Below are 20,348 nucleotides of genomic sequence, written 5' to 3' on the forward strand. Positions count from 1 at the left end.
GGACAGATGGCGCTCTGGGACCGGCTCAAGGACTCCGCCACGCTGATGCAGGGCCAGCTGGTGGCGAAGAAGAACGAGCTGAAGAGCGGCGCGTTCCGGGACGCGAGCATGGCGATGTGCGCGCTGGTGGCCGCCGCCGACGGCTCGATCGACGCCTCGGAGCGGCAGCGGGTCGCGGCGCTGATCGCCACCAACGAGGTGCTGCGCAACTTCCCGGCCGACGACCTTCAGTCGCGCTTCAACGACTGCTGCCACAAGCTCACCGCCGACTTCGACTTCGGCAAGGTGAGCATGCTGCAGACCATCGGGAAGGTGGCGAAGAAGCCCACCGAGGCCCGCGCGGTGATCCAGATCGGCATCGTCATCGGCGGCGCCGACGGGGACTTCGACAAGACGGAGCGGGCCGTGGTGCGCGAGGCGTGCTTCGCGCTGGGCATCAACCCGGCCGAGTTCGACCTGTAGAAGCCTGTGGCGGCCGCTGACGGTACGGGCCCGGGCCCCGCGGGCGACCGGCACCCCGTACGGGCGGGGAGGGCTCAGGCGGCCCGCGCGGCGCTCTCCCCGGCGGCCGCGGCCGCCGTCCAGGTGCCCAGGACCATCTCGGCGGTGATGCCGGGCCCGAAACCGGCGATGACGCCGCGGGCCTCGTCCTGGGCACCGCCCTCGGCGAAGAGACGTTCCAGCGCGTCGAAGACGACCGCGCTGGCGATATTGCCGCGCTCGGTGAGCGTGGCCCGGCTGTAGCGGAACATCTCCGGCGGCAGGCTCAGGTACTTGCACAGGTCGTCGAGGATGCGCGGCCCGCCGGCGTGCACGATGTAGAAGTCGAGGCCGGAGATGTCCCAGTCGTGCGGCTCGGCCATGGCGCGCATCGCGGGGGCGAGCATGGCCATCGTGCCGGGCACCCGCTTGTCCAGCTGGAAGTGGAAGCCGGTGTCCCGCACCCCGTAGGAGATCCAGTCCTCGGTGTCGGGCACCAGGTGCGAGCCGTTGCGCTCCAGCCGCACTCCCTCGCCGCCCTCGCCGCGCACCACCGCGGCCGCCATGCCGTCCCCGAACAGCCCGTTGGACAGCAGGTTCCCCACGCCGAGGTCGGTGGGCTGGTAGAGCAGGGAACAGAACTCGCAGGCCACGATGAGCACATTGGCCCGCGGGTAGGCGGTGCAGAAGTCGTGGGCGCGGTTGATGGCCGCTCCCCCGGCGGCGCACCCGAGCTGGGCGATGGGCAACTGCCGTGTGGTGGTGCGGAAATCCATGGTGTTGATCATCCACGCGGTCATCGAGGGCATCATGAAGCCCGTGCACGAGACATAGGCGATCATGTCGATCTCGCGGGTGGTCAGCTCCGCGTGGTCCAGGGCCCTGCGCACGAGTGCGGGGACCCGCGCCTTGGCCTCCGCCTCGTACCGGGCGTTGCGCGCGGTGAAACCGGGATGTTTGAGGGTGTCCTCGATGGGCTGGAGGAGGTGCCGTTTACGGACACCGGTATTGCCGATGAGCCGTAGTGCCAGGCCGAGTTGGGGGTGGTCGGCGTGGATGGTCCGGGCCAGCTCCAGGGTCTCCTCCATGGTGATGATGTATTCGGGGACGGCGATGGCCGGTCTGCACAGTGTTGCCATGACTGCCTCCTGAGCCAGCTCTACCAGGCGACTACCAGGCGACCGGCAGTTCCAGCGGGAACCGCCAGATCGACTCGGTGTTCCACCGGATATCGGCGGCGGGAACGGCCAGCCGCAGTCCGGGGAAACGCGTGAGCAGCGAGCCGACGGCCACCTGGAGCTCCATGCGCGCCAGATGGGCGCCGAGGCAGTGGTGGGTGCCGTGGCCGAACGCCAAGTGCGGCGTGAGGGACGGGGTGTTGCCGGCGCGCTCGACGTCGAGCTCGTCGGGCCGCTCGTAGACACTCTCGTCGCGGTTGGCGGTCAGATACGACACGTGGACGGTCTCGCCCGCGCGGACGGTGACGCCGTCGAGCTCGACGTCCTCGGTGGCCTGTCGGGGGATGCCCACGCCCTGCCGGAACGGGATGAACCGCAGCAACTCCTCGACGGCCTGCGGCAGGAGCTCCGGACGGGCGCGCAGCCGGGCGAGCTGCACCGGGTGCGTCAGCAGCGTGTAGACGATGTTGCCGATCTGGTGGGTGCTGGTGTTGTGCCCGGCGACCAGCAGGAGCATCCCCATGAAGGCCACTTCCCGCTGGTCGAGATACATATCGCCCTCGCGGGTCATCGCGAGGGCGCTGAGCAGGTCGTCCTTGGGCCTGCGCCGGCGGGCGACGGTCAACTCGGCGAAATAGGCCAGGAGTCCGGCCCGGCCCTCCGCCGCCGCGGCGAGGTCGGGCGTGCCGGCGGACATCATGGCCGTGGCCCAGCGGCGCAGGGGCTCACGGTCGGGGCCCGGCACCCCGAGCAGCTCGCAGGCGGTGCTCAGCGGGAGCCGGGCGGCGAGCTGCTCGACGGCGTCGGCGGGGGCGCCGCGCTCGGCCATGGCCTCCAGCAGGGCGTCGACGGTGGCCTGGGTGGCGGGGCGCAGCCGGTCGACCTGCGCGTCAGTGAAGACCTTGGTGATCAGGCGGCGCAGCCGGCTGTGGGCCGGGGCGTCCATCAGATAGACCGAGTCGGACGGGGCGAGGGTCTCGGAGGCGGGCCGCGCGTGGTCGGGCCCGAGGACCCCGGACAGGGGCGCGGGGGCGAACCGCCGGTCGGCGCTGACGGCGCGCACGAGCTCGTGCCGGGTGACCAGCCAGGCGTCCTCGCCCTGGGGCGTGCGGATACGGACGACGGGGGCCTCCGCCCGCAGCTTGGCGAGCATCGGGTCGAACTCCAGGGCCTCGTCGTGGCGGAACGGACAGGTCCAAACCGACTCCGAGGTGGTCATCGAAGCACTCCCATTCCCGAAGGCCCCGCCCTGAGCGGCGTGCCAGCTTATTTTCAGACCATGCCGCAACAGGTGGCACTCCACACGCGACACACCGCAGTTCACCCGGATGGTGGATTTTTCGGGGAATCAACCGCCCCGTCCCTCTCTTCGCCCCCTCTGTCACCGCGGCCCCTGTACCCTCCGGGCGCCCAGCCGACGCCCGCACGGCACTGGCCCCGCAGCGGCGCGGAGTTCGGCCCGCGCCCCGTTCCGCACGCTCTCGCGTGCCTCTTCCCCACCCCTGCCGCGCCCTGTTGCGAGGGGTGTCGCCTCAGGGTCGTCCCCTAGGTGGACTGTTCGAGATGCGGGTCCCGGGAAGCGCCCCTATGGTCAAACAAGGCATCACCGACAAGTGGTGACATTTCTCTTCTTAGGAGGCGCTGATGCTCGCTCAAGAAACCCGCGGACTGGTCGCGGACCCCATCGAGACGGCAGCACTCCGAGAGCTGATGGCGCTGCCCGAGACCGCCGTCGGCGACCCGGTGACCTACGCGCCGGAGGCCGAAGGAGCGTTCCTCGCCCTCGGCCTGATCCTCGGCTCGCCGAAGGAACCCAAGGGGCCAAAGGGACCGAAGCGCAAGTGAGTCCGGGAGCGGCCTACACCGCCGCGGCCGACCGTCTCGCCCGCCGTGTCCTCGGCGCCCTCCGCGGCGCCGAGGACACGGCGTCGGCCGCCCCGGACCCCGCCGACGACCTCGCGGACCTCGCCGCCTACCGGCTCGTCGGCGCGGACCTGTTCAGCCCGCACGTCCTGACCGGCCTCCCCTTCCCGGCGGAGGACGCGGCGGCCGTGGCCCGTTCCTTCGAGGCGTTCCCGCCGGCCGTCGCCGGGCCCGGCACCCGCGCCGGGGCGCACGCCGTCGCGTGGCAGGACTGGGCCACCGCTCGGCTGCTGTCCCGGATCGGCGGCGGCGCACCACCGGTGTCCGCCGTACCGCCCGAATCGGACAGCACCCTGACGGACAGTTCCGACTGGCCGCGCTGGTGCGTACGGATGGCACAGCTCTCGCCGCTGGCGACCCCGGCCCTTCAGGGCCCCGTTCACGACGCGGCCCGCGCCGCCCCGCTCGCGCTGTGCCGGGGACTGACACGTTCGATCCTGCGGCACGACTTCCCCACGGCAGCGCGCGTTCTGCGCTGGCTCGCGCTGCTGCGGCACGAGGGAGCCGGGCTGCCGCTGGATCCTCTGACGGCCCTGGAGCACATCCAGCTGCTGGGCGTCCACGGCCCGCGCACCGATCTGGACCTGGCCGTCTCGCGCCACCTCCTGTCCCCCGCACCGAGAGCGACGGCCGGCCCATGACCACGCCCGACGCCGTGTCCGGCTCCGCCCGGCTGCTCGCCGACCGGGCCCTGTCCTGGCTGCACGCCAACCGCTCCCTCGGCGCCCTGCCGGAGGACAGCACCGAGACCCTCGCCGATCCCCACACCGTCTACAAGCCTCTGGGCGAGACGGCGCTGGCCGCTTCCCTCGTCCTGCGCAACGAGGCGGCGGGCCCCGGCCAACAGGTCGCCGCCACCGGCCTGTTGGACTTCGTGTGGCAGCAACTGCGCGAGGGCGACTTCCTCTACGAGCGGCAGCTGCGCCACATGCTGATGACCGACCCGCTGGAGGCGTACGCCCACTTCGTGCGCTGCGGCATCCGGCACCCGGAACTGGACCGGCTGCTCGCCCACTGCACACGGCTGCGTTCGGCACACAGTGTGGAACAGGTGCCCAACCGCCGCCTCGCCGTCGCCAACGCCGCCCGCATCGCCGGGTTCGACCACTGGCCGGACGAGGACGGCTGGCGCGAGCTGACGCGCCGCACCTGGCTCGGCGCCGCCCCCGAGCCGTGGGCCATCAACTGGACCACCGCCTACGCGATGACCCACACCGTCTACCACCTGACCGACTGGGGCGGCCTTCCCGACGGACTGCCCGCCGACCTCACCGCGTACGTGCGCACCTGGCTGCCCGTGTGGATCGACATCTGGCGCGAGGCCCACCAGTGGGACCTGGTCGCGGAACTGCTCGCCGTGGGCGTCTGCCTGGACGAGCCCTACTGCCCTCCCGAGGACTGGGAGCACCTGGCCGCCCTCCAGCACACGGACGGGCTGCTGCCCCGCGACGGCGACCCCGTCGAGGCGGACCCGCAGCAGCGGTTCAGAGACCACCACCACACGGTCGCCGTGGCCGCCGTCGCCGGCACCATCGCCCTCCACCGCGCGGCACAGACCCGATGACCCCGCGCCCCACGAGCCTGCTGGACACCCTGACGGCGGCCTCCGGCGGAGCGTCGGCGGTCGCCGTGGCAGCGGTGCGCGGCGGGGAGCGCGCCGTGCTGTGCCACGGGGCGGCCGGCCCCGGCACCCGCTTCGAGACCGGCTCGCTCACCAAGACCTTCACCGCGCTGCTGCTCGCGGAGATGGCCGCGCGGGGCGAGGTGCGCTACGACGACCCGGTCGGCCGCCATCTGCCCTGCCCCGTGCCCGGGCCGCCGATCACCCTGCTGCACCTGGCCACGCACACCTCCGGGCTGCCCCGGCTGCCGCCGGGCCTGCTGGCCAGGGCGGTGCGCGGCGGCTGGTACAGCAACCCCTACGCGGACTTCTCCCTGGACGACCTCAAGGACGCGCTGCGCCGCACCCGGCCGCACCACCGGCCCGGGACCCGGGTGCGCTACTCGAACTTCGGGGCCGGCCTGCTGGGGCACGCGCTCGCCCACGCCGCCGGGTGCGACTATCCGCAGCTGCTCGCCGAACGTGTGCTGCTCCCCCTGGGACTTGCGGACACCGACTGCGACCCGGGGCGCCCGCAGGCCCTCGGCCACTGGCACGGCCGCCCCCGGCCGCCCTGGGTCGTCCCCGCGCTCCCGGCGGCCATGGCGCTGCGCTCCAGCGCCCGCGACATGCTCGCCTTCCTCACCGCGCTGCTCGATCCCCGGTCGGCGCCGTCCCCCTCGCTGCGCACGGCGCTCGCGGACGTGCAGCGCCCCCGGCTCGCGCTGCCGCGCTCCGGCCACCGGATGTGCCTGTTCTGGAACCTGCGCCCCCGCGCGGGCCGCCCCCTGCTGCACCACTCGGGCGGCACACGGGGGTTCACCTCCTTCGCGGGCTTCCTGCCGCGCTCCGGCACCGCGCTGGTGGCCCTGGCGAACACCGGGCCGACGCGGCTGTCCTCGTTCGTCCAGACCGGCTACGAGGTGCTGTGCGAGCTGGACCTGCTCACGCACCGGCGACATGACGGGTGACGGTGTCCGCGAACTCCTGGGCGGCCGGCGTCAGGGCCGACCACTGCCGGGCCGCCCAGCCGACGGGCAGCGGCGGGATGCCCGTCACCGGGACCGTACGCACCGTGCCGCCGGCGCGGGGGACGAGGCCGGGGGCCGCCGGGACGAGGGCGTGCCCCAGGCCCAGTTCGGCCAGCAGCAGCGCGGTGTCCCAGTCGGCGGCCTTGGTCGTCACGCGGGGCGGCAGGCCGCCCGGGACGGCGCCGCTCAGGTACTGCTCGACCTGCCGGCCCGAACTGGAGCCCGCGGGCGGGCGGATGAGGCGGGTGCGGGACAGTTCGTCCGCGCCGAGGGAGGACTCGCGGGCGAGGGGGTCGTCGTGCCGTACGGCCAGTACCCACTCCAGGCTGGTCACCGGCCGCTGCTCGACGCCCTGCGCGTCAGGGGTGACCGAGACCCAGGCGAGGTCGGCGTCGCCTGCCCGCAGCGCCTGGAGGCAGCGGCGGCTGGAGCTCTCGGTGTGGAACTCCAGGCCGATGTCGGGGAATTGCGCGCAGTACTCGGTGACGGCCCCGCTCATGAAGTTGCGGATGCTGGTGGCGCCGGTGGCGACGACGACCCCGCCCGCCTGCCCGGTGCGGACCTCCTCCAGCAGCCGCAGCCCCTCGCCGAGCGTGGTGAGGCCGTCGCGGGCCGCGCGGTGCAGGATGCGCCCGGCGCCCGTCGGGGCCACCCCCCGTGGCTGACGCTCCATCAACGGCAGGCCCACTTCGCGCTCCAGCCGCCGCACGTGCTGACTGACCGCCGACTGGCTGCAGTTCATCTCACGGGCCACGGCACTGAGGTTGCGCGCCTCGCACACCATGACGAACACCTTGAGGTCATCGAGCGTCATCGGGGCACGATACAAGCCCGCCCCGGGGCTCCTCTCGGCCGCCCCCACGGGGGACTTGGGTTCAGGGGACGGTGACGTCCGTGCCGAGCGCCGCCGCGACCGTCCGCTGCACGAGCGGCCCTTGCTGCTCGCGCAGGTAGAAGTGGCCGCCGGGGAAGGTCCGTACGGGCACCGGGCCGCGTGTGGTCAGCTCGCCCCAGGCCGCCAGGCGCCGCCCGCCGTCCTCGGAGAGCGGCTCGGAGTCCCCGGCGAGCACGGTCAGCGGCACCGGCAGCGGGGGGCGCGGGCGCCAGGTGTAGGTCTCCAGCACGGTGTAGTCGGCGCGCAGGTTCTCGGCGGCCATCTGAAGGATCTCGGGGTGGTCGAACACTTCCCGGGGGATGCCGCCGTGCCGCTCCTGCACGGCGGTGAGCAGCGCGTCGTCGTCGAGCCGGTGCAGTCCCGTGTGCCGACGGGGCAGTTGGGGCGCGGGCGCGCTGGAGACGACGAGGTGCCGGGGCAGTTCGCGGCCCGCGGCGCGCAGCGCGCAGGCGGTCTCGTAGGCGAGGAGGGAGCCGAAGCTGTGGCCGAAGAAGGCGTACGGGCCGTTGAACCCCGCCTCCTCGACCAGGGCGGTGACGATGTCCCGCATCGAGGTGAGCTGCGGTTCGCCGATGCGGCTGCCCCGGCCGGGCAGTTGCACAGCGTACAGCTCGACGCCGGGCAGCCCGCGGCCCCAGCGCACGTACTCGGCGGGGGAGCCGCCGCTGTGCGCGAAGCAGTACAGCCGCAGCGGGGCCGGGCCGCCCCGTCCGCCCACGAACCACCGGGTCACGGCCGCACCGCCCCTTCCAGGGCCGGGTCCTCGCCCGCGCCCGCGGCGCGGGGGCCGGGGAGCGCGATGGCGGTGACGACCAGTCCCCGCTCCGCCAGCCAGCGGCCGGTGAAGCCGTCGAGGCGCCGGCCCGCGACGACGGGGCCGGGCACCAGGAGCCGGGCGGTGAAGGTGCCGGCGTCCGCGTCGACGGTCAGCTCGGCCTCGGAGAAGTCCAGTTCCTCGCCGGTGAGCGGGTACCAGGTCTTGAAGACGCTCTCCTTCGCGCTGAACAGCAGCCGGTCCCAGCTCACTTCGGGCCGCTGTGCCGCGAGGTCGCGCAGCCACGCGCGCTCCGACGGCAGCGAGACCACCTCCAGCACGCCCTGCGGCAGGGGGCCGTCCGGTTCGGCGTCCATGCCGAGGGAAGCGGCGTCCTCGGCGCGGGCGACGACGGCCGCCCGGTAGCCGTCGCAGTGCGTCATGCTGCCGACGACACCGTCCGGCCAGCGGGGGGCGCCGCGCCGGCCGGACAGCAGCGGCGCGGGCGCGTGCCCGAGGCGGCCCAACGCCTCGCGCGCGCAGGCCCGTACGGCCGCGTACTCCCGCTGCCGCTTGGGCACCGCCCGGGCGACGACGGCGGCCTCCTCGGGGTAGAGGACGTCCGTCACCTCCGCCGGCAGCGTGCCGAAGCTCTCCTCCGCGACGACCGTCGCGGGCAGGATCCTCTCGATCACCGTCCCGTGCCCCCTCCGGCCGTCTGCCGCGGCTGCGGCAGGATGACGCGCAGGGGGTCGCGCGGGGGTCTGGGCCGCCACTCGCGGGGGTAGCCGACCGAGACCTCCTCGAAGCGCACCCCGTCGTGCCGGGTGACCCGGGGGATGTGCAGATGCCCGTAGACCACGGCGGCTGCCCGGTGGCGTACGTGCCAGTCGGCGGTCAGCTCCGTGCCGCACCACTGGGCGAACTCGGGGTAGCGCAGGATCGCGGTGGGTTCGCGCACGAGCGGGAAGTGGTTGACCAGGACGGTGCGCAGCGCGGGGTCGACCTCGCCGAGGCGGCGTTCGGTGTACGCGACGCGGGCCCGGCACCAGGCGTCGCGGCTCGGGTAGGGGTCGGAGTGCAGGAAGTGCTCGTCCGCGCAGACCACTCCGGACTCGTAAGCCAGGCGCAGCGACTCCTCCTTGGAGTGCGCGCCGGGCACGCGGAAGCTGTAGTCGTAGAGCACGAACAGCGGGGCCACGGCCACCGGTCCGCCCTCGCCGCGCCAGACGGGATAGGGGTCCTCGGGGGTGTCGACGCCCAGGCTCCGGCACAGCTCCACCAGGCGCAGGTAGCGCTTCTCGCCGCGCAGTCCGACCGGGTCCTGGGGGTGGGTCCACAGCTCGTGGTTGCCCGGCGCCCAGATCACCTTCGCGAAGCGTTCGCTCAGCAGCCGCAGGGTCCGTTCGACGTCGGCGAACTTCTCCGCGACGTCACCGGCCACGACGAGCCAGTCCTCGTCCGTCCCCGGCCGCAGCCTCTCGACGAGGGCGCGGTTCTCGTCGTAGGCGACGTGCAGATCACTGACGGCGAGCAGTCTCCCCTTGGGCACGTGTCGTCCTTCTCCCCCCGGCCGGCCCGGTCGGTCCTGCGGCGGCCGCCTGTCGTTCCTGTCGTGGTGCCGACTCCCCCCGGCACCCGCGGTCGAACCTATTACGGCAGTGCGTCCGGAAGGAAGCCCCATTGTCCGGGGGCCGCGTCCCGGTGAGGTCCCGTGCCGGGGCCGGGCGGTCGCGCACGCGGGGCGGCGGGGGCTGACTTGCGTGTACTCCGACGCGTGACAACTCGAATTCGGAATGCTTCTCCACGGACGTCCGGATTCCGCTGACCATTAGTGATCATTCATTGTTCATTTACGTCCCACGGAGCGCACCCGCTGCGCTTTCGTGTATTCTGCGCGGGCCAGCCGCAGGGGATTGCCGGCCACTTTTCCGCTCCCTTTCGGGCGACTTTTCCTGCCGGTCCGTCACGAGCGGAAACCGGCCGGGCACAGCCGCGGCTCGGTATCACGACATAGGGGGATGAACGTTCCGTGTCAATTGTTCGAAAAGTCTTCACCTGCCTGGCCGCGGCGCTGATATCCGCGGCTCCGGCACTGCTTCCGCCCGGCAGTACGGCGACCGCCGCGACCGCGCGGGCCGACGACGCCCGCCGCGCCGAGCAGACCACCTACTACCTCGACTGCGTCGCGGGGAACGACTCCGCCGCCGGCACCTCGCCCGCCACCGCCTGGCGCTCGCTGGGCAAGGTCAACTCCCTTGCCTTCCGGCCCGGTGACACCCTGCTGCTGCGCAAGGGCACGACGTGCGCGGGGCAGTTCGTGCCGCAGGGCTCGGGCACCGCCGCCAGACCGGTCTCCGTCGGCGCGTACGGCACCGGGGACCGGCCCAGGATCATGGCCTCGGACGCGCGGGCCGCCGTGTACCTGCACAACACGCAGGGCTGGGAGATCCGCGGCCTCGACATCTCCGATCCGGGGCAGAACGTGACCGACCCGCGCGCCGGCATCTATGTGGAGCTGACGGATTTCGGCACCGGCTCGCACTACGTCTTCACCGACAACTACGTGCACGACGTGGCCGGTTGCGACTGCACGAACCCCGGCCAGCCCGGCGGCGGCATCGTCTTCAACGCGACCGGCTCGCAGATGCTGACCGCCTTCTCCGGCATCACCGTGAAGGACAACACGGTCCGGAGCGTCAGCGGCATCGGCATCGGCACCTCGTCGCTGTGGGCCCGCCGACCGGAATACCGCAGCGGACCGGGCACCGCCTACGGGCCCTACACCGACCTGCTGATCGAGGACAACCGGCTCACCGAACTCGGCGGCGACGGCATCAACATCACCAACGGCCAGCACGCGATGGTCCAGAACAACACCGTGGAGGGCTACGGCCTGAAAGCCACCACGGACCACGCGGGCGTCTGGGCGTGGAACTCCGACTACACCACGATGCAGTACAACACCATCGGCGGCGGCGACGCGGGGAAGTTCGGGGCGTTCGCCTTCGATGTCGACGGCGCGGACACGGGCGACCTCTACCAGTACAACTTCACCCACGACAACGGCGGGCTGATGCTGGTCTGCTCGGTCGAGGGACTGCCCTCCGACCGGCCGACGATCCGCTACAACATCAGCCAGAACGACCGGGACTCCTCCGGCGGCGTGATCATCCTCGCCTGCACGAAGCAGACGAACATCGGCATCTACGGCAACACGGTCTACGCGCCCACGGCGGGCACCCTGTGGTGGAACGACAGCCCCGACACCCCGCTGGTGGCGAACAACATCTTCAGCGGCCGGCCGGGCGGTTCGGCCTTCAAGGACACCGTCAGCGACTTCCGCGCGAACTTCTACCAGAACGTCGCGACGGTGCCGGGCTCCGACTCCAAGGCCGTGACCGGTGACCCGAAGATGAAGAACCCCGGCAGCGCGACGGGCGTCAAGGACGCCGACGGCTACAAGCTGACCTTCGGCTCCCCCGCGCTGGGCAAGGGCACGTCCCTGCCGGAGGACGCGCCGCACGACTTCTTCGGCAACAAGACCCCGTCCTTCTGGCCCGACATGGGGGCCTACCAGGGCTTCGGCGAGATCGCCTGGCAGCCCCACGCCAGGTAGCCCGTGAGGCAGTTCACCGAGCGGGGCGTTCCGGAAGGGGCGCCCCGCTCCGTCGTACGCCCGGCGCGCACGCCACCGCCCTCCGTACAACTGCCGTGCTGCCACCCGGGGTTGAGTAGTCGCCCGAGCACTAGTACCGTGGCGACTATGACGTACAGGCGATCGACGTTGGCCCTGGCCGTGCTGTCCCTGCTCGCCGAGGTGGAGCACCAGCAGCAGCGCGGCATGCACCCGTACAAGATGCAGCGCCTCATGAAGGACCGCGGCAAAGGGGAAGTGGTCAACGTCGGTCAGCGCGCGAGCCTGTACCGCACCATCGATCGGCTGCACCGCAAGGCGCTGATCGAGATCAGGGAGAGCAGCCGTGACCACAACCGTCCCGAGCGCACCCTGTACGCCCTTACCGACGAGGGCAGCAGGGTCTGGCGGGAGTGGATGCTCGACGCCCTGGCCACACCGACGCGCGAATACCCGGGGTTCCTCGCCGCCATGGCCTTCGTGCCCCTCCTCGAACCCGACGTCGTGGCAGAGCAGTTGGCCAAGCGGCAGCACAAGCTGGCCACCGAACTGTCCAGGCTCGACGCCCAGATAGCGGCCTCGGGTGAATGGGGCCGCCTGTTCACCCTGGAGCTGGAGTGTCTGCGCGCGACGACCGCCGCGGAGCTGGAGTGGGTGGAGTCGGTCATCAAGGACCTGCGCTCCGGAAGCATCACTTGGTCGAAGGAGTGGCTGGCCGCGATGGCGGCCGCCCACTCGCCACAGCCGTCTCCCGCCGCACGGTCCGTGCGGCACGGCGCCGAGGCCCCCGGGCGGGGCCCGCGCGGCGCCGGAGAAGCGGGGCCCACGCCCCCTCAGTGACGAAGAGGAACTGCACCGTGTACGCGACACCCTTACACGTCATCATCATCGGCGCCGGCACCGGCGGACTGTGCCTGGCCCAGGGCCTCAAGCGCGCGGGCATCAGCGTCGCCGTCTACGAGCGCGACCGCACGCGCCGCGACGGGCTGCAGGGCTACCGGGTCGGTATCGACGCCGACGGCAAGCGCGCGCTGCGCGCCAACCTCTCCCCCGAGCTGTACGCGACCTTCCTGGCCACCTGCGCCAAGCGCCCGCTGTACGGCAACCAGATGACCCACGAGAAGAAGTTCCTGTTCTCCGCGGGCCCGGACGTCCTCAGGCCGGAGGACCAGCCCGCCGAGGAGGACAAGGACGAGTCCGTCAGCCGCATGACGCTGCGCCAGGTCCTGCTGACGGGCATCGAGGACATCGTGCACTTCGACAAGGAGTTCACGCACTACGAGCAGCACCCGGACGGCCTGGTCACCGCGCACTTCTCGGACGGCGACTCGGCCACCGGCAGCCTCCTGGTCGGCGCCGAGGGCGCCAACTCGCCTGTACGCAAGCAGTACTTGCCGCACGCGAAGCTCGTGGAGACCGGTCTGGTCGGCATCACCGGCAAGACGCCGCTCACCGATGAGACCCGCGCCCTGCTGCCCCGCGAGGTGCTGGAGGGCGTGACGATGGTGCACGGCCCCAAGGGCTTCATGTGCATCATCCATGTGATGCGCTTCAACTGGGACGAGTCCGGCCGGCCCCGGCAGGGCATCGGCAGCACGGACGCGGAGGCCATCCGCAACTGGCCGGGCATGCTCTACGACAACAGCCGCGACTACATCATGTGGGGCTTCGCCGCCTCGGACCGCTGGCTGCCGCGCGGCGTGACCCGCATGCGCGGCCTGGAGATCCAGCAGTTGGTGCTGGAGAAGACGGCCGGCTGGCACCGCGACTTCCGGCGGATCTTCCAGCTCGGCGACCCGGGCAGCAGCTTCCCGCTGGTCATCCGCACCTCCGAGCCCGTCGAGCAGTGGCAGACCTCCCAGGTCACCCTGCTCGGGGACGCCATCCACACGATGACACCGGGGCGCGGGGTGGGCGCCAACACCGCGCTGCGCGACGCCCGGCTGCTCACCCGCAAGCTGATCGGCGTCCAGCGCGGCGAGCAGCAGCTGCTGCCGGCCGTGCACGACTACGAGACCACCATGACCTCCTACGCGTGGGACGCGGTCATCAAGTCCCGGGCCCAGATGGACGGTCACTCGATCATGCACAAGGGGGATCTGCTGGGCAGCCTCGCGCGGGGCGGCATGCGCACCGCCATGCGCACGATGAACCGTATCCCGCCGGTCAAGCGCAAGATCGTCGCCGCGGAGTCGAGTTTCCGCGGCGCGGGACGCGACGAGGACTGACGCGCGGCCACGGCCGGTGGGGACCGGGCCGGCGGGCCGGGGCGAGCGGGCCGGCCGGTTGAGGCGGGGCCGGTCGGGGCGGGGCCGACTCCCCGCCCCACCGGTCCGGCGGGCCTCAGCACACGCGCCACCACTCCTCCGGCCCGGGCGGCTCCCGCGGATCCGGCGGCGGGAGGGGCATGGTGACGCCGCCCATGGTCCAGCCGAACCCGGCGAGCATGCGCAGCAGTTCACGGCCGGCCTGCCGCCAGGGGCCGGGCAGTTCCTCCCCGATGAGCACGGACAGCTCCTTCCTGAAGCGGCTGCGGGCCGTCAATGGGCCGCCGTGACGCGGTAGATCTCGAAGGGGCGGCCGCCGCCGTGGTCGCGGAAGGGCCGCAGCGGCGAGGTGCTCTCGCGGTGCGCGGCCCCCGACTCCCAGGAGCGGAAGGCGGCCAGGTCGCGCCACCGGCTCACCACCAGGAAGGCGCGCTCGTCGTCGACGCCGCGCAGCAGCTCGTTGCCCAGCAGGCCGGGTACGTCCGCGAGTTGTGCGCTCACCCGGTGGTAGGCGCTCTCGACGGCGTCGGCGCTGTCGGCGACGTGCCGGACCAGGACGCGCACCTCGCCGCTCACGCGGTCGCCTCCCACTCCTCGTGCGTGGCGGGCGCGTCGGGGTCGGGCCCGAGGTGGGCGACGACGCGCATCGTGGTCATCGTGCCGCCCCTGCGGTAGGGGTGGAGCGCGCGCCGGTGCTCGACGTGGCGAGCGCTGTGCTCGAACTCGCGGAAGCGTTCCTCGTCGGCCCAGTCGCTGAGGATGTAGTAGACGCCCTCCTCGTCCCGGCTGCGGGCGAGCCACTGGCCCAGGCTCGCGGGGTGCGTGGTGACGGAGGTGCCCACCTCCTGCCACACGCGCTCGAACTCCTCCTCCAGACCGGGCTTGATCTCCATGCGCAGCATCACCCGGAACGGCCGCGCTCCGGCGGCGGGTTCGGCGTCGGGCACGGCGGCCATCAGGAGATCCCCCCGTCCACCGCGAGCACGGATCCGGTGACATAGCTCGACAGGTCGCTCGCGAGCCACAGCACGGCGTCGGCCACCTCCTCGGTCCGGCCCAGCCGGCCCAGGGCGGTCTTCGCGCTGTAGCGCTCCCGCAGCAGTGCCGCCTGCTCGGGCTTCATGGCCGCAAGCGCCTCGGTCTCGATGACGCCGGCGGCCAGGACGTTGAAGCGCAGGCCGGTGCCGCCGAACTCCTTGGCCAGGGAGCGGGTCAGCCCGCGCAGGGCGGCCTTGGCGGCGGTGTAGTGGGCGCGCTGCGGGATGCCGACCTCGGACGACTTCGAGCCGATGCTGATCACGGAGGCGCGTTCGCCCAGGTGCGGCAGGGCGTGCTGGATGACGAGGTGGGCGGCGGTGAGGTCGACGTCCAGGATCCGCCGCCACTCGGCGAGCGGCAGCTCGCCGTAGGGCACGTGGCTGATGACGCCCGCGTTGTTGACCACGATGTCGATCCGGCCGAGCGTCTCCACGCCCTGTCGCACGAACCGCTCCACCTGCGCGGGGTCGGCGAGATCGGCGCGCAGCACACGGTGGTTGCCGCCGGTCTCCTTCAGCTCCCGCTCCAGGGAGGCCACCGCGTCGCCGTCCTGGCGGTGGCAGGTGACGACGTCGGCGCCGGCGCGGGCCAGGGCCCGGACCACCGCGCGGCCGATGCCCCGGGTGCCCCCGGTGACGAGGGCCTTCCTGCCGTTGAGGCCGAGATCCATGAAGAGTCCTCCGGTTTCATTGATGTTCCGTTCCTCCGCGGGACGCAGCAGGTAAGCTGCGCTGCGTGCGTTGCGAGAACCAAGCGCGTACGACGTGCTGAGCGATGACCAGGCCAGCGCAAGCACATCCAGGCTTTGCCGTACCGAACCGGGCTGGTTCCAACCCGGCTGGTGTTGATCGCGGAAGACCTGACGGGCCACCGGTCCGCAGGCGGCGTGAGCCAGGAATCCCCCTGCTTCAGCTGGGGGAGGGTTCAAAACAGGAGCCCGGTGCCGAGGCAGTTGGCGGCCAGCGCGGCCACCGCGAGTACGCAGCGGACGCGGTTCCACCGGCCCCAGCGCGGCCGGGGGTCCCGTGCCGCGAAGTCCGGCGGGAGCGCGTCCGGGTCGAGCGTGCGGATCCAGCGGTTGACGGGGACGTTCCGGGTGACCGAGACGGCCATGGCCGCCAGTACCAGCGGCGCGCCCGCGGCGAACGCCCAGCGCGCGCCCTGCGGTACGAGCGCCGCGAGTGCGAGGTCGCCGAGGAGGGTCCCGGCGAAGCACAGCGGCATGAACGGGTCGTAGCGGCCGGCGAAGAAGGCGTGCGCGTGCACGTAGCGCGCGGGCGGCAGCGCGGCGAGCAGCGGCCAGCCGCCGAGCTGGGTGCCCACCAGGACGCCCGCGGACAGCCCGCCGGCGAGCAGGACGAGGGGGGCGAGGACGGCTGCGAGCACCGGCACGGCCGACGGCCCCGTCAGCCGGCGGCGGCCGCGTGCCGCGCCGCCGCCTCGATCCGCTCCTTGATGCGCCGCATCTGCGCGGCCGTGTTGGTCCTGAGCCGCTCGGTCATGGCGTTGTCGTCCAGCGGCAGCCCCGGCTTCAGCTCGAAGTCCTGCACCCAGCGCATGCGCACGCCTGCGGGCTCCTCGGTGAACTCCCAGAAGATCCACATGTATTTGAAGTTGCCGGTCTCCACGCGGCGGGAGTGCACCACATGCCGCTCGGGGTCCTCGATGCGTTCGGAGACCCAGGACCAGACGGTGCCGGAGGCGTCGGGGTGCAGCGCGAGCCGGAACCGGACCCGGTGGCCTTCCCGTTCCAGCACGGTGGATTCGCCGTACTCGCTGAACAGCGTCGTCCACGACGCGACGTCGTTGACCGTCTCCCACACCAGGGGGAGCGGCGCGTCGATCACGATGGAGCTGTCGGTGTGTCCTGCCATGCTCAACGCCCCGCTTCCGTGAGGGTCTTGTTGACGTACGCGACGAACATGCCGGGGGTGGCCGCCTTCAGGGCCGTCTCGTCGGCCACGGTCACGCCCCAGGTGCGCTGGATGTGATTGGTCAGTTCGAGGACGGCCAGCGAGTCGTAGCCGAGGTGGGCGAACTCGATGTCGGCGATGTCGCCCGCCAGGTCGACGGAGGAGTCCGTCCCGACGGCCTCGCGCATGGCCGCGCGCAGATCGTCCAGCGTGAAGGTGCTCATGGCGCTGTCCTTCCTGAGTTCTTGCCAGGGGTACGACCAGACGGCTCCGGGTCCTGGTGCCCCCGCAGGACCAGGGCCGAGGTGAAGCCGCCGTGGCCGCGGGCGAGGACGACCGCCGTGCGCAGCGGGAGCCACCGCGGCTCGCCCGTGACCAGGTCGATGTCGTATCCGGGTGCGGGGCGGCGGACCCCGGCGGTGTGCGGCACGGTGCCGTCCCGCAGCGCGAGCAGGGCGGTGGCCACGTCCAGGGCCGCCCCGCCGCCGTAGAGCCGGCCGGTCAGGGTCTTCGGCACGGTCACCGGGACGGCGCCGGGTCCGAAGACGGCGGTCAGGGCGCGGGCCTCGGCCAGGTCCCGCTCGGGCAGGGCGCTGCCGTCGGCGAAGACGACGTCCACCTCGCCCGGCTCCAACCGCGCGTCGGCAAGGGCCTGTTCGAGGGTGCGCCGCAGGACGGGCGGGCGGCCGGAGCCCGGTGGCGGGTCGAAGCCGGCGGCGTACCCGGCGACCGTCGCGTAGCCCGCGCCCGGCGGCAGCGAGGCCGCGTCCTGGAGCACGAGGATCGCCCCGCCCTCGCCGGGGACGTATCCGCAGGCGTCCGCGTCGAAGGGCAGGTAGGCGCGCTGCGGGTCCTCGGACGTGCTCAGGGCGCCGCTGCTGAGCTGCGCGGCCAGCCCGTACGGGCACAGGGAGGCGTCCGTGCCGCCGGTGACCACCAGCTGCGACTCGCTGCGCAGCAGCCGCCGGGCCTGCCCGATCGCGTCGAGTCCGCCGGCCTGTTCACCGGCGAGCACCCCGCACGGGCCGCGCATGCCGTGCCGGATGGAGATCTGTCCGGTGGTGGCCGCGTAGAACCAGGCGATGGACTGGTAGGCGCCCACCCAGGACGGCCCGTGCCGGTACAGGCGTTCCATCTCGCGCTGCCCGAACTCGGTGCCGCCGGAGGAGCTGGCGGTGACCACGGCCATCGCGTACTCGGGCAGGGCGGCCGCGTCGACGCCCGCGTCGTCGAGGGCGGCCTGCGCGGCCCACAGCGCGAGGTGCGTCCACCGGTCGGTCTGCGGCAGGATCCGCTCGGGCAGCAGCTCCCGGGCCTCGAAGCCCGGTACTTCCCCGGCCAGGTGGACCGGGTAGCCGGTGGGGTCGAAGCGGCTGATGCGGCCGATGCCGGACTTCCCGGCGAGCACGGCCTGCCAGTGCGCCTCCGTGCCGAGCCCGGTCGGCGCGGCCACCCCGATGCCGGTGACGACCGCGGTGGGCCCAGTGCCCATTGACGCCTCCTCTCGCTGATGCGGCTCGCGCCCCGTCACGTGCCGGCGCGCGTCAGCACCGCCGCGCTCTGGAAGCCGCCGAAGCCGCTGCCGACGCTCAGGACCGTGTCCATGCGGTGCTCCCTGGCGGTCAGGGGCACGTAGTCCAGGTCGCACTCGGCGTCCCGGTGGCGCAGGTTGGCCGTGGGCGGGACCACCTGTTCGCGCAGCGCGAGGGCGCACGCGGCGAGTTCCAGGGAGCCGATGGCGCCCAGCGAGTGCCCGATCATGGATTTGATGGAGCTGACCGGCACGGCGTAGGCGTGCGCGCCGAGGCTGCGTTTGAAGGCGGCCGTCTCGTGCCGGTCGTTCTGCCGGGTGCCCGAGCCGTGCGCGTTGACGTAGTCGACGGCGGTGGCGTCCAGGCGGGCCCGGCGCAGGGCCTGGGTGATGGCCTCGGCCATCTCGCGGCCGTCGGCCTTCAGGCCGGTCATGTGGAAGGCGTTGCTGCGGCCGGCGAAGCCGGCGAGCTCCGCGTAGATCCGGGCGCCGCGGGCGCGGGCCGCCCCGGCGCGTTCGAGGACGAGCACGGCGGCGCCCTCGCCGAGGACGAAGCCGTCGCGTTCCGCGTCGAAGGGCCGGGAGGCGTGCCCGGGGTCGTCGTTGTGCGCGGAGGTCGCCCTGATCGCGTCGAAGCACGCGGAGGTGATGGGGGACAGCGGGGCGTCGGTGGCGCCGGCGAGCACGATGTCGGCGCTGCCCTCCTCGATGAGCTGGGCGCCGTGCCCGACGGCGTCGAGTCCGGAGGTGCAGCCGGTGGAGACGAGCGTGACGGGCCCCTCGGCGCCGGCGTCCCGGGCCACTTCGGCGGCCAGCGAGCTGGGCACCATGTAGCCGTACAGGTGCGGCACGCCGTAGCTGTGGTCGACGAGCCAGTCGCGGCCGCCGTCGGAGAGCACCTGGTACTCGCGCTCCAGGCCGGTGGTGCAGCCGACGGCGCTGCCGAGGGCCACGGCCACCCGTCCGGGGTCGGTGGCGGGCAGGTCGAGGCCGCTGTCGGCGACGGCCTCGCGGGCGCTGACGACGGCGAACTGGGCGGCGCGGTCCATGCGCCGTGCCTGACGGTGCGTGAGCCCGGCGGCGATGGGGTCGAAGTCGGCCTCGGCGGCGATCCGGGAGCGGAAGCCGGTGGCGTCGAAGCAGGTGATGGCGCGGGTCGCGGTGCGGCCGGCGGCGAGCAGTTCCCAGAACGCCTCCCGGCCGAGGGCTCCGGGCGCCACGACGCCGATGCCGGTGATGACGGCCTTCCCGCCGGGTCCGGCGGTCACCGGCCGCCGCCGACGTCGGGGGCGGCCGCGCCGGGGGCGGGGAGCGCCTCGGTGTCGACGTGGCCGAGTTCGGGCCGGGGGGCGAGCGGTGAGAGGTGGAAGACGCCGGTGGCGGTCTCCTCGCCGGTGTTGACCAGGCGGTGCCGCACCCCGATGGGCACGAACAGCGAGTCCCCGGCGGCCAGTCGCACCGCCTCGCCGTCCAGGGTCATCTCCAGCTGCCCGCCGGTCACGTGCAGGAACTCCTCGGAGTAGGGGTGGTAGTGCTCGCTGACGTACTCGCCGGGCCGGAGGCGCAGCACTCCCCCGAAGCCGGAGGAGCAGCCGACGGTGCGGGGGCTGAGCGTCACCCGCAGTTCGCCGCCGCGCCGCCGGTTGGCGGGGACCTCGGCGGCGCGGACCCGGTGCCGGCGGGGGGCGCTCACGCGGTCCTCCCGCGCTCGGCGTCCCACCGGTAGAAGGGCGTGGCCATGGCGTCCTTGGGTTCCTTCCAGCCCGGGTCGTAGGGGGCGACGAGCTCGGCGAGGCGGGTGTTGATGTCGGTGTAGAGCGGGTGGCTGCGCGCCTGTTGGAGCGCGGGGCCGATGTCCTCGTCGGCCTCGACGAGGTGGAAGTACAGGTCGTGGAAGGTGAACAGGGTGCGGCGGCGGACCCCGACCAGGTGGGGCAGTTCGGTGGCGTCCGAGGCCGCGAAGACGTCCGCGATGCGCGGGGGGTCGTCGGTCCGCAGCCTGGCGACGATCAGCGTGCGGTGCACTGCGCTCTCCTCGGTGTCGGTGTGCGCTTCTCGGCCGACCGTCGCAGAGGGATCTGGAAGGCGGCTGGAAGGCACG

At 72.8% G+C, this 20,348-nt stretch carries 25 protein-coding genes; 8 read left to right on the forward strand and 17 right to left on the reverse strand.

Features of this window, described 5'->3' with window-relative positions; translation table 11 throughout:
• The first annotated feature begins 6 nt into the window (after nt 1–6).
• A complete protein-coding gene (locus ACFP1Z_RS26770) occupies nt 7–462 on the forward strand; it encodes a tellurite resistance TerB family protein (protein WP_390320181.1) in 456 nt (151 codons plus the stop codon).
• Nucleotides 463–536: 74 nt separating this feature from the next.
• Here the strand turns inward: ACFP1Z_RS26770 and ACFP1Z_RS26775 are convergent, their stop codons facing one another.
• On the reverse strand, nt 537–1,619 hold the full coding sequence (locus ACFP1Z_RS26775) for a type III polyketide synthase (protein WP_390320182.1): 1,083 nt from the start codon (nt 1,617–1,619) through the stop codon (nt 537–539).
• Nucleotides 1,620–1,650: 31 nt separating this feature from the next.
• Nucleotides 1,651–2,877 carry a cytochrome P450 gene (locus tag ACFP1Z_RS26780; RefSeq protein WP_390320183.1) on the reverse strand — a complete coding sequence of 409 codons (1,227 nt, stop codon included), beginning with the start codon at nt 2,875–2,877 and terminating at the stop codon, nt 1,651–1,653.
• Nucleotides 2,878–3,302: 425 nt separating this feature from the next.
• On the opposite strand from ACFP1Z_RS26780, the gene ACFP1Z_RS26785 reads away from it, so the two are divergent.
• The 4 genes from ACFP1Z_RS26785 to ACFP1Z_RS26800 are packed head-to-tail and all read left to right on the forward strand — an operon-like array spanning nt 3,303 to nt 6,152.
• Complete coding sequence (locus tag ACFP1Z_RS26785) at nt 3,303–3,503, forward strand: hypothetical protein (RefSeq protein ID WP_390320184.1); 201 nt, start codon at nt 3,303–3,305, stop codon at nt 3,501–3,503.
• The gene (locus tag ACFP1Z_RS26790) at nt 3,500–4,222 is read left to right on the forward strand and encodes a hypothetical protein (RefSeq protein WP_390320185.1); all 723 of its coding nucleotides are present in this window, start codon (nt 3,500–3,502) and stop codon (nt 4,220–4,222) included. The genes ACFP1Z_RS26785 and ACFP1Z_RS26790 overlap by 4 nt, the downstream gene beginning before the upstream one ends.
• Nucleotides 4,219–5,145: a DUF6895 family protein gene (locus tag ACFP1Z_RS26795; protein ID WP_390320186.1), complete on the forward strand. Its 927-nt coding sequence runs from the start codon at nt 4,219–4,221 to the stop codon at nt 5,143–5,145. Before ACFP1Z_RS26790 ends, ACFP1Z_RS26795 begins: the two co-directional genes overlap by 4 nt.
• Nucleotides 5,142–6,152 carry a serine hydrolase domain-containing protein gene (locus tag ACFP1Z_RS26800; protein WP_390320187.1) on the forward strand — a complete coding sequence of 337 codons (1,011 nt, stop codon included), beginning with the start codon at nt 5,142–5,144 and terminating at the stop codon, nt 6,150–6,152. The genes ACFP1Z_RS26795 and ACFP1Z_RS26800 overlap by 4 nt, the downstream gene beginning before the upstream one ends.
• Here the strand turns inward: ACFP1Z_RS26800 and ACFP1Z_RS26805 are convergent.
• The 4 genes from ACFP1Z_RS26805 to ACFP1Z_RS26820 form a co-directional block, all read right to left on the reverse strand.
• Nucleotides 6,127–7,026 (reverse strand): LysR family transcriptional regulator, encoded by a 900-nt coding sequence (locus ACFP1Z_RS26805; protein ID WP_390320189.1) that lies wholly within the window; start codon nt 7,024–7,026, stop codon nt 6,127–6,129. The genes ACFP1Z_RS26800 and ACFP1Z_RS26805 overlap by 26 nt on opposite strands.
• Before the next feature lie 61 nt (nt 7,027–7,087).
• Nucleotides 7,088–7,840 carry a thioesterase II family protein gene (locus tag ACFP1Z_RS26810; protein WP_390320190.1) on the reverse strand — a complete coding sequence of 251 codons (753 nt, stop codon included), beginning with the start codon at nt 7,838–7,840 and terminating at the stop codon, nt 7,088–7,090.
• Nucleotides 7,837–8,556, reverse strand: a complete 720-nt coding sequence (locus ACFP1Z_RS26815) for a 4'-phosphopantetheinyl transferase family protein (protein ID WP_390320191.1) — start codon at nt 8,554–8,556, stop codon at nt 7,837–7,839. The genes ACFP1Z_RS26810 and ACFP1Z_RS26815 overlap by 4 nt, the downstream gene beginning before the upstream one ends.
• Nucleotides 8,553–9,413, reverse strand: a complete 861-nt coding sequence (locus tag ACFP1Z_RS26820) for a metallophosphoesterase family protein (protein WP_390320192.1) — start codon at nt 9,411–9,413, stop codon at nt 8,553–8,555. The genes ACFP1Z_RS26815 and ACFP1Z_RS26820 overlap by 4 nt, the downstream gene beginning before the upstream one ends.
• A 480-nt stretch (nt 9,414–9,893) precedes the next feature.
• On the opposite strand from ACFP1Z_RS26820, the gene ACFP1Z_RS26825 reads away from it, so the two are divergent.
• From ACFP1Z_RS26825 to ACFP1Z_RS26835, 3 genes are all read left to right on the forward strand, one after another.
• Nucleotides 9,894–11,480, forward strand: coding sequence for a right-handed parallel beta-helix repeat-containing protein (locus tag ACFP1Z_RS26825; RefSeq protein ID WP_390320193.1), 1,587 nt, complete (start codon nt 9,894–9,896; stop codon nt 11,478–11,480).
• 147 nt (nt 11,481–11,627) lie between these two features.
• The gene (locus ACFP1Z_RS26830; RefSeq protein ID WP_390320194.1) at nt 11,628–12,338 is read left to right on the forward strand and encodes a PadR family transcriptional regulator; all 711 of its coding nucleotides are present in this window, start codon (nt 11,628–11,630) and stop codon (nt 12,336–12,338) included.
• Between the two features lie 17 nt (nt 12,339–12,355).
• Nucleotides 12,356–13,726, forward strand: a complete 1,371-nt coding sequence (locus ACFP1Z_RS26835) for an FAD-dependent oxidoreductase (RefSeq protein WP_390320195.1) — start codon at nt 12,356–12,358, stop codon at nt 13,724–13,726.
• A gap of 115 nt (nt 13,727–13,841) precedes the next feature.
• Here the strand turns inward: ACFP1Z_RS26835 and ACFP1Z_RS26840 are convergent, their stop codons facing one another.
• The 11 genes from ACFP1Z_RS26840 to ACFP1Z_RS26890 form a co-directional block, all read right to left on the reverse strand.
• Nucleotides 13,842–14,006, reverse strand: coding sequence for a hypothetical protein (locus tag ACFP1Z_RS26840; RefSeq protein WP_390320197.1), 165 nt, complete (start codon nt 14,004–14,006; stop codon nt 13,842–13,844).
• A 32-nt stretch (nt 14,007–14,038) separates the two neighbouring features.
• The gene (locus tag ACFP1Z_RS26845; protein WP_390320198.1) at nt 14,039–14,341 is read right to left on the reverse strand and encodes an antibiotic biosynthesis monooxygenase family protein; all 303 of its coding nucleotides are present in this window, start codon (nt 14,339–14,341) and stop codon (nt 14,039–14,041) included.
• The gene (locus ACFP1Z_RS26850; protein ID WP_390320199.1) at nt 14,338–14,721 is read right to left on the reverse strand and encodes an antibiotic biosynthesis monooxygenase family protein; all 384 of its coding nucleotides are present in this window, start codon (nt 14,719–14,721) and stop codon (nt 14,338–14,340) included. Before ACFP1Z_RS26850 ends, ACFP1Z_RS26845 begins: the two co-directional genes overlap by 4 nt.
• The gene (locus ACFP1Z_RS26855) at nt 14,721–15,473 is read right to left on the reverse strand and encodes an SDR family NAD(P)-dependent oxidoreductase (protein WP_390320200.1); all 753 of its coding nucleotides are present in this window, start codon (nt 15,471–15,473) and stop codon (nt 14,721–14,723) included. Before ACFP1Z_RS26855 ends, ACFP1Z_RS26850 begins: the two co-directional genes overlap by 1 nt.
• A gap of 254 nt (nt 15,474–15,727) precedes the next feature.
• Nucleotides 15,728–16,195 carry an anthrone oxygenase family protein gene (locus tag ACFP1Z_RS26860; RefSeq protein ID WP_390320201.1) on the reverse strand — a complete coding sequence of 156 codons (468 nt, stop codon included), beginning with the start codon at nt 16,193–16,195 and terminating at the stop codon, nt 15,728–15,730.
• Nucleotides 16,196–16,209: 14 nt separating this feature from the next.
• Nucleotides 16,210–16,677 carry an SRPBCC family protein gene (locus ACFP1Z_RS26865; RefSeq protein ID WP_390320202.1) on the reverse strand — a complete coding sequence of 156 codons (468 nt, stop codon included), beginning with the start codon at nt 16,675–16,677 and terminating at the stop codon, nt 16,210–16,212.
• A gap of 2 nt (nt 16,678–16,679) precedes the next feature.
• A complete protein-coding gene (locus ACFP1Z_RS26870) occupies nt 16,680–16,940 on the reverse strand; it encodes an acyl carrier protein (RefSeq protein ID WP_390320203.1) in 261 nt (86 codons plus the stop codon).
• Nucleotides 16,937–18,208: a ketosynthase chain-length factor gene (locus ACFP1Z_RS26875; protein WP_390320204.1), complete on the reverse strand. Its 1,272-nt coding sequence runs from the start codon at nt 18,206–18,208 to the stop codon at nt 16,937–16,939. Before ACFP1Z_RS26875 ends, ACFP1Z_RS26870 begins: the two co-directional genes overlap by 4 nt.
• Nucleotides 18,209–18,243: 35 nt before the next feature.
• Nucleotides 18,244–19,515 (reverse strand): beta-ketoacyl-[acyl-carrier-protein] synthase family protein, encoded by a 1,272-nt coding sequence (locus ACFP1Z_RS26880; RefSeq protein ID WP_390320205.1) that lies wholly within the window; start codon nt 19,513–19,515, stop codon nt 18,244–18,246.
• Nucleotides 19,512–19,940 (reverse strand): cupin domain-containing protein, encoded by a 429-nt coding sequence (locus ACFP1Z_RS26885; protein WP_390320206.1) that lies wholly within the window; start codon nt 19,938–19,940, stop codon nt 19,512–19,514. Before ACFP1Z_RS26885 ends, ACFP1Z_RS26880 begins: the two co-directional genes overlap by 4 nt.
• On the reverse strand, nt 19,937–20,272 hold the full coding sequence (locus ACFP1Z_RS26890; protein WP_390320208.1) for a TcmI family type II polyketide cyclase: 336 nt from the start codon (nt 20,270–20,272) through the stop codon (nt 19,937–19,939). Before ACFP1Z_RS26890 ends, ACFP1Z_RS26885 begins: the two co-directional genes overlap by 4 nt.
• Nucleotides 20,273–20,348 lie beyond the last annotated feature (76 nt).

The sequence above is a fragment of the Streptomyces gamaensis genome, assembly GCF_042656465.1.
Classification (GTDB): Bacteria; Actinomycetota; Actinomycetes; order Streptomycetales; family Streptomycetaceae; genus Streptomyces; species Streptomyces gamaensis.

Coding starts and splice junctions, on each gene's coding strand:
- ACFP1Z_RS26770 (WP_390320181.1), top strand. CDS start 7: ATGGCGCTCTGGGACCGGCTCAAGGACTCCGCCACGCTGATGCAGGGC.
- ACFP1Z_RS26775 (WP_390320182.1), bottom strand. CDS start 1,619: ATGGCAACACTGTGCAGACCGGCCATCGCCGTCCCCGAATACATCATC.
- ACFP1Z_RS26780 (WP_390320183.1), bottom strand. CDS start 2,877: ATGACCACCTCGGAGTCGGTTTGGACCTGTCCGTTCCGCCACGACGAG.
- ACFP1Z_RS26785 (WP_390320184.1), top strand. CDS start 3,303: ATGCTCGCTCAAGAAACCCGCGGACTGGTCGCGGACCCCATCGAGACG.
- ACFP1Z_RS26795 (WP_390320186.1), top strand. CDS start 4,219: ATGACCACGCCCGACGCCGTGTCCGGCTCCGCCCGGCTGCTCGCCGAC.
- ACFP1Z_RS26800 (WP_390320187.1), top strand. CDS start 5,142: ATGACCCCGCGCCCCACGAGCCTGCTGGACACCCTGACGGCGGCCTCC.
- ACFP1Z_RS26805 (WP_390320189.1), bottom strand. CDS start 7,026: ATGACGCTCGATGACCTCAAGGTGTTCGTCATGGTGTGCGAGGCGCGC.
- ACFP1Z_RS26830 (WP_390320194.1), top strand. CDS start 11,628: ATGACGTACAGGCGATCGACGTTGGCCCTGGCCGTGCTGTCCCTGCTC.
- ACFP1Z_RS26850 (WP_390320199.1), bottom strand. CDS start 14,721: ATGGCCGCCGTGCCCGACGCCGAACCCGCCGCCGGAGCGCGGCCGTTC.
- ACFP1Z_RS26855 (WP_390320200.1), bottom strand. CDS start 15,473: ATGGATCTCGGCCTCAACGGCAGGAAGGCCCTCGTCACCGGGGGCACC.
- ACFP1Z_RS26865 (WP_390320202.1), bottom strand. CDS start 16,677: ATGGCAGGACACACCGACAGCTCCATCGTGATCGACGCGCCGCTCCCC.
- ACFP1Z_RS26870 (WP_390320203.1), bottom strand. CDS start 16,940: ATGAGCACCTTCACGCTGGACGATCTGCGCGCGGCCATGCGCGAGGCC.
- ACFP1Z_RS26875 (WP_390320204.1), bottom strand. CDS start 18,208: ATGGGCACTGGGCCCACCGCGGTCGTCACCGGCATCGGGGTGGCCGCG.